The organism is Azospirillum picis (assembly GCF_017876115.1).
GTDB classification, from domain to species: domain Bacteria; phylum Pseudomonadota; class Alphaproteobacteria; order Azospirillales; family Azospirillaceae; genus Azospirillum; species Azospirillum picis.
This window is the reverse complement of sequence record NZ_JAGINO010000001.1, coordinates 38,848-51,053: the sequence shown is the minus strand read 5'-3', so window position 1 is coordinate 51,053 and position 12,206 is coordinate 38,848. Positions and strand designations below refer to the sequence as shown.

Genomic DNA, 12,206 nt, shown 5'->3' with positions numbered 1-12,206 from the left:
AACGGCAAGGATATTTGCGAAGGCGTGGCTCTGGCCGGTCCGGCGGCGAGCCGATCGAGCATCGCGCTGCGTTCGATTCCAATCGCTTTTGTGCAAACATTCGGACCTGGACATGGCAGCGCACCCAGGAGCGGGTAATTTACCGGAACACATATTCCTCAGGGGATAGCTATCCGGATGGTCATTAGAAATCCTATTTCGTAGGGCGTAATATACCTCATCCTTTAGATGGAGGTAGCCATGTTGCAGCCGACCTACGACTCGGCGGTCCAAGCGATCCGCCGTGTTCGGGAGCACAGCCGGTCGTGCTGCGATCTGAAGGCTCGCGAATACCTGATCCGGGTGGAGCGCCACATGATCATGCTGCTGGTGGATGTGGCGCATCAGGATGTGTCGGGCATGCAACACTGAACGGCAGGCCGCCGGAAGGCTCGGTCGCGGCCGGTTGTGGGCCGTCACGCGCCCCACTTGCCCTCCATCGTTCGTAGAGGGCCAAGCGCCGCCGCCCAGTTCCATATGTGCCATCAGGCCTGCGGCGGTGGTTCGGACATCCCTGTTCCGACACCGGCGTTGCAATCTACCGAAGACTTATGCAAGCAGGGCCGCCATTAGGTCGGAGGCCGGATCCATCAGATCGTCGATGACATCGAAATGGTGACGGCCCGGCGCATGGAACGCCGCGGTGGCCGCCCCCAACCCACGCCACACATTGGCCAGCAGATCGGTCTGGCGGATGAACTCCGGCCGCTCGCGCCCACCGACCCAGCAGGTCACAGCAGCCCCCGGCAGCGGACGCGACAACGCCGGGCTTTCCGCCTCCGCCTCCGCCTCGTCGAGACCGAGCGTGCCGTTCATCCGGGTGTTCAGCAGCGGGCGCAGGTCATGCAATCCGCTGATCGACAGCACCGGACCGATCCGCTCCCGCACCGCGGGCGCGAGCGGCCCGCCGGCGCAGACCATCCGGCTCACCAGATGGCCCCCGGCGGAATGGCCGGTCAGCCGCAGCGGACCGGGGGCCGCCTCGGCGATCGCGGTCACCGCCCGCCCGATCTGCCGGGTGATGCCGGCGATGCGGTTGTCCGGGCACAGCGTGTAGGACGGCATGGCAACGCGCCAACCGCGGGCCAAAGCCCCGGCGGCGAGGTGCGACCAGCCGGCCTTGTCGAAAGCCATCCAATAGCCGCCATGGACGAACACCACCGTACCGGCCGCCTCCCCTTCCGGCAGGAAGAGGTCGTAACGCTCGCGTGCGGCCTCGCCATAGCGGCGGTCCGCCTGCAACCGGCCGGCCGCCGACATGGCGGCACGGAAAGCCGCCGCCTGTTCCGCCCATTTTGCCGGGAAGGCGTTTCCACCCTCGATGTGAGCGGTGTTGGCATAGGCGTCGTCCCAATCGGTGATCGCCGGCTGTAGGATCGGTGGCATCACGGTCAACCCTCTCGTCGGTCATGTCCCTGATCATGGCGAAAGCCCTCGCCGGGGGCTTCAACCGGCGGAGGTCTCCAGATGGTGCTTCAACCGGCCGAGGCCGTCCAGCAGCGTCGCCTTCGCCGCCTCGTCCAACCCTGCCAGCAACCCGACCACCCACTGCTCGTGCTCCTTCGCCATGGCGAGGAAGCGCTGGCGGCCATGGCCGGTCAACCGGATGAGGTTGGTCCGGCGATCCTGGGGATGAACCTCGCGCACGACGAAGCCATCCTCGACCAACCGGTCGACCAGACTGGTGACGGCGCCGTTCGACACCATCATGCGCTGCGACGCCTCGGTCATGGTCAGCCCACCCTCGACCCGCTCAAGCTGCGCCAGCAGGTCGAAACGGGCGAGCGTGATCCCGAAATCGCCGGCAATGCGGCTCTGCAGCACCGATTCGATGCGGCTGGCACAGAACAGAAGGCGCAGCCACAGCCGGATGTCGGCATGCCCGTCCCCGGCAGGACCGCGGTCCGGTCCCGCGGACGTGCCTGCCTCCAATGCGCCGCCGCCCTTGCGTCCACGGGCCTCACCGGCCTTCGCTGCCATATGCAGTCCTTTCACATCCTCCCGGTAGGGAGATCGCTCTCGCTCCACACACCGCCACCGATCAGCGCTTGGCCCGTCACAGCACGGTCCGGACACGCCAGAGTTCGGGAAAAAGCTCCACCGCCAGCATGTTGCGCAGGTACGACACCCCACCGGTGCCGCCGGTGCCGCGCTTGAACCCGATCACCCGCTCGACGGTGGTGACATGGTTGAAGCGCCATCGGCGGAAATAATCCTCGAAATCCACCAGCTTCTCCGCGAGCTCGTAGAGCGGCCAGTGCCGGTCGGGATCACCGTAGACCTCGCGCCACGCGTCCGTCACGCCGTCATGCGGCTGATGCGGCTGGGAGACGTCGCGGGCCAGAACCTCTTCCGGCACGGCGATGCCGCTGCGGGCGAGCAGCCGCAGCGCCTCGTCGTACAGGCTGGGACGCGCCAGTTCCGCCTCCAGCAGGGCGCTGATCTCCGGACGATGGGCATGGGGGCGCAGCATCGCCCTGTTCCGGTTGCCGAGCAGATACTCGATCTCCCGGTACTGGTAGGACTGGAAGCCGGAGGACTGGCCCAGGTCGTCGCGGAACCTGGTGTATTCGCTGGGCGTCATCGTGCGCAGCACGTCCCAGGCCGAGTTGAGCTGCTCGAAGATGCGCGCGACCCGACTCAGCATCTTGAAGGATTGGGACAGACGGTCGTCGCGGATCGCGTCGCGGGCGGCGCGGATCTCGTAGACGGCCAGCCGCATCCACAGCTCGGAGGTCTGGTGCTGGATGATGAACAACATCTCGTCATGGGCGGACGAGCGCGGCTTCTGCGCTCCCAATATGCTGTCGAGCTGGAGATAATCGCCGTAGGACATCCGCCCGTCGAAGGCCATCTGGGCACCTTCGGTCTCCGGGTCGTAGGGCTTCCCGCCGTCCTGGCCACTCATGTCACCGCCGCCTTCCTGTGATAGTCGGGACGGTCCCACAGCCGGCCGTCCAGCACCTGCCTCAGCACGGCGACCGCCGCCCGCACCTCGTCGGCACCGATATAGAGCGGGGCGAAGCCGAAGCGCAGCACGTCCGGCGCCCGGAAATCGCCGATGACGCCGCGGTCGATCAGCGCCTGCATCACGGCATAGCCCTGCGGATGGCGGAAGGACACCTGACTGCCGCGGCAGGCGCCGTCGCGTGGCGACGCCAGCTCCAGTTCGGGGCATTCCGCCTCAACCAGCGTGATGAACAGGTCGCACAGGGCGATGGAGGCGCGGCGCACCGCCGCCATGTCAACGCCGTCCCACACGTCCAGCGCCGCCTCGAGCGCCGCCAGCGCGATCACCGGCGGCGTGCCGACGCGCATCCGCTCTACCCCCTGCCCGGCCCGGTAGGAACGGTCGAAGGCGAAGGGCGCCTCGTGGCCCATCCAGCCCGACAGGGCCGGGAGGGCGGTGTCGGCGTGCCGCGGCGCCACATAGATGAAGGCCGGCGCGCCGGGACCGCCGTTCAGGTACTTGTAGGTGCAGCCGGCGGCGAAATCGGCCCCGGAGCCCAGCAGGTCGACGGGCAGTGCACCGGCGGAATGGGCGAGATCCCAGACGGTCAGCGCGCCGGCGGCATGCGCACGGGCGGTCAGCGCCGCCATGTCGTGCAGCCGGCCGGTCCGGTAATCGACCTCGGTCAGCATCAGCACGGCAACATCGTCACCGATGGCGCCTTCGACCGCCTCCGGCTCGACGACCTTCAGCCTGTGGCCCTGGCCCAGCGTCGCGATCAGCCCCTCGGCCATGTAGAGGTCGGTCGGGAAGTTGCCGCTGTCGGACAGGATCACCTTGCGGCCCGGATTGAACGCCAGTGCCGCCGCCAGCGCTTGGTAGACCTTGATCGAGAGGGTGTCGCCAACGACGACGCTGCCGGCCGGCGCGCCGACCAGGCGCGCGATGCGGTCGCCGACGCTCCGCGGCTGCGTCATCCAGCCGGCGCTGTTCCAGCCGCGGATCAGTTGCCGGCCCCATTCCTCCTCCAGGGTGCGGCCCACCCGCTCCGCCGCCGCGGCGGGCAGCGGCCCCAGCGAGTTGCCGTCCAGGTAGATCACGCCGTCGGGCAGGCGGAAGCGCGCACGGGTCTTGGTGAAATCGGTCATCGCTCAGGCCTGCTCCCTCAGGCGGAAACGCTGCAGCTTGCCGGTGCTGGTCTTGGGCAGGGCGTCCACGAACCTCACCGATCGCGGGTATTTGTAAGGGGCGATCACCGCCTTGACGTGGTCCTGCAGCCGCTTCGCGGTGTCGTCTCCGGGAGCGACGCCGGGTGCGAGCACCACATGCGCCTCGACGATCTGCCCGCGCTGGGGGTCGGGGACGCCGATCACCCCGCATTCCCGTACGTCGGGATGGGTCAGCAGCGCCGCCTCGACCTCCGGCCCGGCGATGTTGTAGCCCGACGAGATGATCATATCGTCCGACCGCGCGGCGAAATGGAAGACGCCGTCCTCGTCCTGGATGAAGCTGTCGCCGGTCAGGTTCCAGCCGCCGCGCACGTAGCCGGCCTGCCGCGAGTCGGCGAGGTAGCGGCAGCCGGTCGGCCCGCGCACCGCCAGCCGGCCGACGGTGCCGCGCGGCAGCTCGTTCATCTCGTCGTCCACGATCTTCGCCTCGTAGCCGCCGACCGGCCGGCCGGTGGCGCCGGGCTGCGCGCTGCCCAGCCGGTTGGAGATGAAGATGTGCAGCATCTCGGTGGCGCCGATGCCGTCCAGGATCGGCTTGCCGGTCTTCTCGACCCAGTTGCGGAAGACGGGGGCCGGCAGCGTCTCCCCGGCCGACACCGCGACGCGCAGGCTCGACAGGTCGGCGCCGGCCTCCATCGCGGCGAGCATGGCGATGTAGGCGGTGGGCGCGGTGAAGCAGATGGTCGCCTTGTAGGCGTTGATGATGGCGATCATGTTGGCCGGGGACGCATGCTCCAGCAGGGCCGCCGCCGCTCCGAAACGCAGCGGGAACACCGCCAGCCCGCCCAGCCCGAAGGTGAAGGCCAAAGGCGGCGAGCCGACGAAGACGTCGTCGGGGGTGACGCCAAGGACCTCGCGGGCATAGCCGTCGGCGATGATCAGCAGATCCCGGTGGAAATGCATCGTCGCCTTGGGCTGCCCGGTGGTGCCGGAGGTGAAGCCCAGCAGCGCCACGTCGTCGCGCCCGGTCTCAACCGCCTGGAAGCGCACCGGCTTGTCGAGCGCCGCCCGGTCCAGCTCGGCATCGTGGTTGGCGGTGCCGTCGAAGCCGACCACCCGCCTCAGGAACCGGCTCTCGGCGGCGCACGCCCGCAGGTCGTCGAGCAGCCGCGTGTCGCACAGCGCGAAGGCGATCTCCGCCTTGTCGACGATCTGCGCCAGCTCGCCGGCGCGCAGCATCGGCATGGTGTTGACGACCACCGCCCCCGCCTTGGTGGCCGCCAGCCAGCAGGCGACCATCGCCGGGTTGTTGGCGGACCGGATCAGCACGCGGTTGCCCGGCCGGATCCCGTAATCCTCGACCAGCGCATGGGCGATGCGGTTGGTCCAGTCGGCCAGTTCCTTGTAGGTGCGCCGCCGGCCATTGCCGATCAGCGCGACATGGTCGCCGAACCCCTTCTCCACCATGCGGTCGGTCAGCTCGACCGCCGCGTTCAGGCGTTCGGGATAGTCGAACCCCTCCAGCAGGAAGTTCGGCTGGAGGTCTGAAGGAGGCAGATTGTCCCGTGCGAAGCTGTCGGTGTGCGCTGTCGGTCCGAGCATTGTCAGTCCTCTCGACCAGAGCCGTTGCGGAACGATGATCCCGTCGCCTATTACTTTCAAGGCATAATTTTTAGGTTTGAAATATCGGCGCACCATCCTTTCCCTCGGCGGTGCGCCGTGCGCCCACGGTCAGTCCGGGACGACCGCGTGTGCCTGGATCTCGACCTTGGCGCGGTCCTCGATCAGCGCTGCGACCTGCACCACCGCCATCGCTGGGAAATGACGTCCCATCACCGCGCGGTAAGCGGCGCCGATCTCCTTGCGGCGGGCGAGATAGTCGGCCTTGTCCGTCAGGTACCAGGTCATCGAGGTCACATGCTCCGGCCCGGCCCCGGCTTCGGCCAGCACGGCGACGACATTCTCCAGCGTCTGGCGCACCTGGTGCGCCAGGTCGTCGGATTCGAACTCGCAGCGCGCGTTCCAGCCGATCTGTCCACCAACGAAGATCAGCCGGCCGTGGGCGGCGACGCCGTTGGCATAGCCGAGGGGCTTGGCCCAGCCTTCAGGCTGCAGGATGCTGTGCATGGTCGCTCTCCAGGTAGCGGGTGACGGCGGCACGGAGATCGTCCGGCCAGGGCTGCGGGCGATTGGTGGCGAGCGCGGTGCACACCACGGTCTGCTCGGCGCGGAAGCGCACCCCGTCGTCACCGGCCACGCTGTGGCGCAGGTCCAGCGATGCGCCGCCGAGCCGCACCACCGTCAGCGTGCAGACCAGCTCGTCGCCCAGCCGCGACGGGGCGACGAAGTTGGCGGCCATGGCGACGGTGGGCAGGCCGATGGCGCGCTCCGGGATCATGACGCGCCAGGGGATGCCCATCTCCGCCCACCAGTCCTCGACCACGCCGTTCAGCAGGTCGAAGCAGCGGGGGAAATACACGATGCCGGCAGGATCGCAGTCGGCGAAGCGCACGGTGCGGCGGGTGACGAAAGCCGGCATCACGCACCGCCCTTCAGCAGCTCGCGGGCGACGATCAGCGTCTGCACCTCGGTGGCGCCCTCATAGATGCGCAGCGCGCGGATCTCGCGGTAGAGCCTCTCCACCACCTCGCCGCTGCGCACGCCGCGACCGCCGAACATCTGCACGGCGCGGTCGATCACCCCCTGCGCCGTCTCGGTCGCCGTCATCTTGGCCATCGCCGCCTCGCGCGTGGTGGGCAGCCGCTGTACGTCGCGGCGCCACGCCGCGCGGAAGGTCAGCAGCGCCGCGGCGTCGATGCCGGTCGCCATGGTGCCGAGCGCCGCCTGGGTGAGTTGCAGGTCGGCCAGCATGCCGCCGAACATCCGCCGGGCCTTTGCATGAGCCAGCGCCTCGTCCAGCGCCCGGCGGGCAAAGCCGAGAGCCGCGGCGGCCACCGAGGCGCGGAAGATGTCGAGCGTCCGCATCGCGATCTTGAAGCCCTCGCCGGCGGCGCCGAGCCGGCGGGAGGCCGGGATGCGGCAACCCTCGAAGCGGATGCGCGCCAGCGGATGCGGGGCCATCACCTCGATGCGCTCGGCGACCGTGAAGCCGGGATCGTCGGCGAAGACCACGAAGGCCGAGATGCCACGCGTGCCGGGCGCCTCGCCGGTGCGGGCAAAGACGGTGTAGACGTCGGCGATGCCGCCGTTGGAGATCCAGGTCTTCTCGCCGTCCAGCACATAGCTGTCGCCGTCGGAGCGGGCGGCGCAGGTCATGGCGGCGACGTCCGACCCGGCGTCAGGCTCCGACAGGGCGAAGGCGGCGAGCCAGTCGCCCGACCGCACCCGCGGCAATACCGCGGCCTTCAGTTCGGGCGTCCCGGCCAGCCCGATGGCCCCGGTCCCCAGCCCCTGCATGGCGAAGGCGAAATCGGCCAGCCCGTCGTGCCAGGCCAGCGTCTCGCGTGCCAGGCAGACGCGGCGGGACTCGATGGGCGGGCCGTCCGGCGCCTCCGACGCGACGCAGGCGTCCAGCAGCCCGGCCTTGCCCAGCCGCCGCACCAGTGCCCGGCAAGCGGAGTCGACGTCGCCATGGTCGATGCCGGACAGGGCATCGGAACCGGCGAAGCGGTCGAGCGTTTCGGCGAAGCCGCGGTGTTCCTGGCCGAAGAACGGCCAGTCGAGATGGTCGCGGGTCGGCCCGGCGGCCGGCGAGGGGCTGGCGGTCATGGTTTCAATCCCCCTTGAAGGCGGGTTTCTCCTTGGCGGCGAAAGCCTCGAAGGCACGGCGGAAATCGTTGGTCGCCATGCAGATCGCCTGGGCCTGGGCCTCCGATTCGATCAGCTCGTCGATCCCCATCGCCCATTCCTGGTTCAGCATGGTCTTCGTCATGCCGTGGGCAAACCATGGGCCGTCGGCCAGTGAGCGGGCGAGCGCCGTCGCCTCGGCTTCCAGGCTTTCCGGCTCGACGATCCGGTTGTGGAAACCCCAGGCATGCCCCTCCTCGGCACCCATGGCCCGCCCGGTGAACAGCAGTTCGGCGGCGCGCCCCTGGCCGATGATCCGCGGCAGGATCCCGCAGGCCCCCATGTCGGCGCCGGCCAGCCCGACGCGGGTGAACAGGAAGGCCGTCTTGGCGCGCGGCGTCGCCAGCCGGAGGTCCGACGCCATCGCCAGGATCGCCCCGGCCCCGGCGCACACGCCGTCGACGGCGGCGACGATCGGCTGCGGGCATTTGCGCATCGCCTTGACCACGTCGCCGGTCATGCGGGTGAAGGCCAGCAACTCGGGCATCGCCATCTTGGTCAGCGGCTCGATGATCTCGAACACATCGCCGCCGGAGCAGAAGTTGCCGCCGGCGCCGGTCAGCACCACCGCCCGCACGTCCTCGGCATGGGCGAGGTCGCGGAACAGGTCGCGCAGTTCGGCGTAGCTGTCGAAGGTCAGCGGGTTCTTGCGCTCCGGCCGGTCGAGCCGGACGGTGGCGACCCGCCCGTCGCCGCTCACCTCGAAGCGGAAATGCTCGGCCTCATGGTCCTTGAAGGGACGCTTCTTCACGACGGTGGTCCTCCCAGTCTCAAGCCTGTCTCGTCCGCGCATCCTCAGCCCGCCATCACTTCGCCGCCGTCCACCGGGATCGCCTGCCCGTTGACCGAGGACGCCCCCGGCGAAACCAGCCACAGCACGGCGTCGGCGACCTCCTGCGGGCGGACGAGACGACCTTGCGGGTTGGCGCGGGCGAGGGCCGCGGCGGCCTCTTCCGCCGTGCGGCCGGTCTTGGCGGTGATGGTGCGGATGGCGCCGTCCAGCAGCGGCGTGTCGGTGAAGCCGGGACAGACGGCGTTGACGGTAATGCCGCTGCGGGCGAACTCCAGCGCCAGCGCGCGGGTCAGCCCGACGACACCGTGCTTGGCCGCGCAGTAGGCCGCGACATAGGGATAGCCGCTGAGCCCGGCGGTCGAGGCGATGGTGACGATGCGCGCGCCCGGCGCTTCGGCCTTCAGGTCCGGCAGCACCGCCTGCGTCACCACGAACACGCCGGTCAGGTCGACCGCCAGCACCCGGTTCCACAGATCCAGCCCGGTCGCCTCGAAAGGGGCGCTCGGTGCCTCCCCGGCGTTGTTGACGAGAATGCCGACCGGCCCGAAGGCGGCGCGCGCCCGTTCCAGCCCCGACGCCACCGCCGCCGGGTCGGTGACGTCGAACCCCGGCAGCGCCAGCGCCCGCCCGCCGCCCAACCCCGCCCCCAATTCCGCCCCTAATTCCGATGCCAGATCGTGCAGCGGATCGGCACGGCGGCCGGCGAGGCTGACGCGGGCGCCGGCATGGACGAGGGTGGTGGCGACGGCGCGGCCGATGCCGCTGCCGGCGCCGGTCACCAAGGCATGGCGGCCGGCCAGCGGGCCGGCCCAGGCATCGCGGGTTCCCGTCATGTCACCGTCCCTCCGCCACCTGCGTCGCCGCGGGCATCGCCGCAGCCGCCGCGCGGGCGAGGTTGGTCTCGTATTGCGTCTTGCCGGAGCGGTACTGCCGCGGCCAGGGCAGGTCGGTCACGCCGATCTTCGCGGTCTCGTGCAGCGTCCAGGCCGGGTCGGCCAGATGCGGGCGGGCAATCGCGCACAGGTCGGCGCGCCCGGCGGCGATGATCGAGTTGACATGGTCGGCCTCGGAGACGGCGCCGACGGCGATGGTGGGAATGCCGAGCTCGTTGCGGATGCGGTCCGAGAAGGGTGTCTGGAACAGGCGGCCATAGACGGGCGCCTCATGCTTCACCACCTGGCCCGAGGAGCAGTCGATGATGTCGGCCCCGGCCTGCTGGAACAGGCGGGCGAAGATCACCGCGTCATCCGGCGTGTTGCCACCCTCGGCCCAGTCGTGGCAGGAGAGCCGCACCGAGATCGGCCTGTCGGCCGGCCACACCGCGCGGATCGCGCGGAACACCTCCAGCGGGAACCGCGCACGGTTCTCGTGCGGTCCGCCCCACTCGTCCGTCCGCCGGTTGGTCAGCGGCGAGAGGAAGCTGGACAGCAGGTAACCATGGGCACAGTGCAGTTCCAGCAGATCCGTGCCGGTTGTGGCCGCCAACACCGCCGCCCGGCGGAAATCCTCCACCACCCGCTCCATGTCGGCCCGGTCCATCTCCCGCGGTACCTGGGAGTGCGGCAGGTATGGCAGGGCGGAGGCGGAGATCAGCGGCCAGTCCTCCCCCTCGTCCAGCGGCTGGTCGATGCCCTCCCAGCCGCGGCGGGTCGCCCCCTTGCGCCCGGCATGGCCGAGCTGGATGGCCACCTTGGCGTCGGAGTTGCCGTGGATGAAGTCGACGATCCGCCGCCACCCAGCCGCCTGCGCCTCGTTCCACAGGCCGAGGCAGCCGGGGGTGATGCGGGCGTCGGGCGAGACGCAGGTCATCTCCCCATAGATCAACCCGGCGCCACCGAGCGCCCGCGAGCCCAGATGGACCAGGTGGAAATCGCCGGGCTCGCCATCCACCGCCGAATACATCGCCATCGGCGACACCACGACGCGGTTGGGAATGGTCAGGCCGCGCAAGCGAAACGGCGTCAGCATCGGCGGCTTCGGCCGCGCGTTCCCATCCTCCGGCACAGCGGCGCCGGCCGGCGCTGCCCGGGCCGCGAACCAGCGCTCGAACCCCTCAAGCCACGCCGGGTCGCGCAGGCGCAGGTTCTCGTGGCTGATCCGCTGCGAGCGGGTCAGCATGGAATACATGAACTGCTCCGGCTCCAGCCGGTCGGCATAGCGGGTGCCGACCACCTCGAACCACTCCATCGCGTTGCGCGCCGCGTTCTGGATGCGGGCGACGTCGACCCGCCGCACCTCCTCGTAAGCGGCCAGCACCGCCGGGATGCGGCCGGCGTCATGGCCGAGGCGGTCGAACTGGCGGGTCAGCTCGATGGCGTCGTCGACCGCCAGCTTGGTACCGGACCCGATGGCGAAATGGGCGGTGTGGGCGGCGTCGCCCATCAGCACGACATGGCTGCGGCCGTTGAAATGGCTCCAGGCGCCGCAGATCAGCCGGTTGAAGTTCAGCCAGGCGGAGCCGCGCAGGTGCCGCGCGTTGGACATCAGCGGCGCCCCCTCCAGCACCTCCGCGAACAGCGACTCGCAGAAGGCGATGGAGCCGTCCATGTCGGCCTTGTCCAGCCCGTGCGCCCGGAAGGTCTCCTCGGTCGTCTCGACGATGAAGGTCGAGGTGGTCTCGTCGAACTTGTAGACGTGGGCCTGGAACCAGCCGTGGTCGGTCTTGCGGAAGTCGAAGGTGAAAGCGTCGAACAACCGGTTGGTGCCGAGCCAGATGTAGCGGTTGGGCCGCACCAGCATGTCGGGCCGGAAGACCTCCTCGTAGCGACGGCGGATGCGCGAGTTCACGCCATCGGCAGCGACGATCAGGTCGGCGTCGGGAAACTCCAGGTCGCTCTCCACCTCGTGCTCGAACCGCAACTCGACCCCGAGATCCTCGCAGCGGCGCTGCAGGATGTTCAGCAGCCGCTTGCGGCCGATGCCGACGAAGCCGTGGCCGCTGGTGCGCATGCGGCGGCCCTTGATCAGGACCTCGATGTCGTCCCAGTGGTTGAAGGCCTGCTCGATCTCCGTGGCGGTCTCGGCATCCCATTGCCGCATCGCCTGCATCGTCGCGTCGGAGAACACCACGCCCCAGCCGAAGGTGTCGTATGGCCGGTTGCGCTCCACCACCGTCACCGAATGCGCGGGATGGCGCTTCTTCATCAGCAGCCCGAAATAGAGCCCGGCCGGGCCGCCGCCGATGCAGACGATGCGCATGCCTGTTCCTTCCGAGTGGAAAAGACCTGTCGGAGACCGGAACGGACGACGGCGCCCGTCCATATTGCTGACCCTGCAGATTTTTTAACATTCAAATATTCAACCGTCAAACATCATGCGTCGTAATAGCGCCGTCCCCTGGCGGATGCCCTCGAAAACAATGGCATTGTCAGCGCCACGGGGAAGGAGGAGGATCGCGCCGGCCGCCCCGGAACGCGGCTCTGGGCGCGGCTGCGCCCGCCGACGCTCC

12 protein-coding genes are annotated in these 12,206 nt (G+C 69.4%); 1 reads left to right on the top strand and 11 read right to left on the bottom strand.

Annotation, left to right across the window (positions count from 1 at the left end):
- Positions 1-240: 240 nt before the first annotated feature.
- Entirely contained in the window at positions 241-411 is a 171-nt protein-coding gene (locus J2850_RS00220; protein WP_209977591.1) for a hypothetical protein, read from the top strand.
- Positions 412-588: 177 nt separating this feature from the next.
- Here the strand turns inward: J2850_RS00220 and J2850_RS00215 are convergent, their stop codons facing one another.
- The 11 genes from J2850_RS00215 to J2850_RS00165 all read right to left on the bottom strand — a co-directional run bounded on the left by J2850_RS00215 (position 589) and on the right by J2850_RS00165 (position 11,956).
- Positions 589-1,425, bottom strand: a complete 837-nt coding sequence (locus J2850_RS00215; protein ID WP_209977588.1) for an alpha/beta hydrolase — start codon at positions 1,423-1,425, stop codon at positions 589-591.
- 60 nt (positions 1,426-1,485) lie between these two features.
- Positions 1,486-2,019, bottom strand: a complete 534-nt coding sequence (locus tag J2850_RS00210) for a MarR family winged helix-turn-helix transcriptional regulator (protein WP_209977586.1) — start codon at positions 2,017-2,019, stop codon at positions 1,486-1,488.
- A gap of 76 nt (positions 2,020-2,095) precedes the next feature.
- Positions 2,096-2,947, bottom strand: coding sequence for a tryptophan 2,3-dioxygenase (gene kynA / locus J2850_RS00205; protein WP_209977583.1), 852 nt, complete (start codon positions 2,945-2,947; stop codon positions 2,096-2,098).
- Complete coding sequence (gene kynU, locus J2850_RS00200; RefSeq protein ID WP_209977581.1) at positions 2,944-4,137, bottom strand: kynureninase; 1,194 nt, start codon at positions 4,135-4,137, stop codon at positions 2,944-2,946. Before kynU ends, kynA begins: the two co-directional genes overlap by 4 nt.
- Positions 4,138-4,140: 3 nt before the next feature.
- Positions 4,141-5,760, bottom strand: coding sequence for a benzoate-CoA ligase family protein (locus J2850_RS00195; protein ID WP_209977579.1), 1,620 nt, complete (start codon positions 5,758-5,760; stop codon positions 4,141-4,143).
- 129 nt (positions 5,761-5,889) lie between these two features.
- On the bottom strand, positions 5,890-6,285 hold the full coding sequence (locus J2850_RS00190; protein ID WP_209977577.1) for a RidA family protein: 396 nt from the start codon (positions 6,283-6,285) through the stop codon (positions 5,890-5,892).
- Complete coding sequence (locus J2850_RS00185) at positions 6,263-6,697, bottom strand: acyl-CoA thioesterase (RefSeq protein ID WP_209977575.1); 435 nt, start codon at positions 6,695-6,697, stop codon at positions 6,263-6,265. Before J2850_RS00185 ends, J2850_RS00190 begins: the two co-directional genes overlap by 23 nt.
- On the bottom strand, positions 6,697-7,887 hold the full coding sequence (locus tag J2850_RS00180) for an acyl-CoA dehydrogenase family protein (protein WP_209977573.1): 1,191 nt from the start codon (positions 7,885-7,887) through the stop codon (positions 6,697-6,699). The genes J2850_RS00185 and J2850_RS00180 overlap by 1 nt, the downstream gene beginning before the upstream one ends.
- 4 nt (positions 7,888-7,891) lie before the next feature.
- Positions 7,892-8,716 (bottom strand): enoyl-CoA hydratase family protein, encoded by an 825-nt coding sequence (locus tag J2850_RS00175; protein WP_307353778.1) that lies wholly within the window; start codon positions 8,714-8,716, stop codon positions 7,892-7,894.
- A gap of 44 nt (positions 8,717-8,760) precedes the next feature.
- Positions 8,761-9,591, bottom strand: a complete 831-nt coding sequence (locus J2850_RS00170; protein WP_209977569.1) for an SDR family NAD(P)-dependent oxidoreductase — start codon at positions 9,589-9,591, stop codon at positions 8,761-8,763.
- A gap of 1 nt (position 9,592) precedes the next feature.
- On the bottom strand, positions 9,593-11,956 hold the full coding sequence (locus J2850_RS00165) for a bifunctional salicylyl-CoA 5-hydroxylase/oxidoreductase (protein WP_209977567.1): 2,364 nt from the start codon (positions 11,954-11,956) through the stop codon (positions 9,593-9,595).
- Between the last annotated feature and the right edge of the window lie 250 nt (positions 11,957-12,206).

Coding starts and splice junctions, on each gene's coding strand:
- J2850_RS00220 (WP_209977591.1), top strand. CDS start 241: ATGTTGCAGCCGACCTACGACTCGGCGGTCCAAGCGATCCGCCGTGTT.
- J2850_RS00215 (WP_209977588.1), bottom strand. CDS start 1,425: ATGCCACCGATCCTACAGCCGGCGATCACCGATTGGGACGACGCCTAT.
- J2850_RS00210 (WP_209977586.1), bottom strand. CDS start 2,019: ATGGCAGCGAAGGCCGGTGAGGCCCGTGGACGCAAGGGCGGCGGCGCA.
- kynA (WP_209977583.1), bottom strand. CDS start 2,947: ATGAGTGGCCAGGACGGCGGGAAGCCCTACGACCCGGAGACCGAAGGT.
- kynU (WP_209977581.1), bottom strand. CDS start 4,137: ATGACCGATTTCACCAAGACCCGTGCGCGCTTCCGCCTGCCCGACGGC.
- J2850_RS00195 (WP_209977579.1), bottom strand. CDS start 5,760: ATGCTCGGACCGACAGCGCACACCGACAGCTTCGCACGGGACAATCTG.
- J2850_RS00190 (WP_209977577.1), bottom strand. CDS start 6,285: ATGCACAGCATCCTGCAGCCTGAAGGCTGGGCCAAGCCCCTCGGCTAT.
- J2850_RS00185 (WP_209977575.1), bottom strand. CDS start 6,697: ATGCCGGCTTTCGTCACCCGCCGCACCGTGCGCTTCGCCGACTGCGAT.
- J2850_RS00180 (WP_209977573.1), bottom strand. CDS start 7,887: ATGACCGCCAGCCCCTCGCCGGCCGCCGGGCCGACCCGCGACCATCTC.
- J2850_RS00170 (WP_209977569.1), bottom strand. CDS start 9,591: ATGACGGGAACCCGCGATGCCTGGGCCGGCCCGCTGGCCGGCCGCCAT.
- J2850_RS00165 (WP_209977567.1), bottom strand. CDS start 11,956: ATGCGCATCGTCTGCATCGGCGGCGGCCCGGCCGGGCTCTATTTCGGG.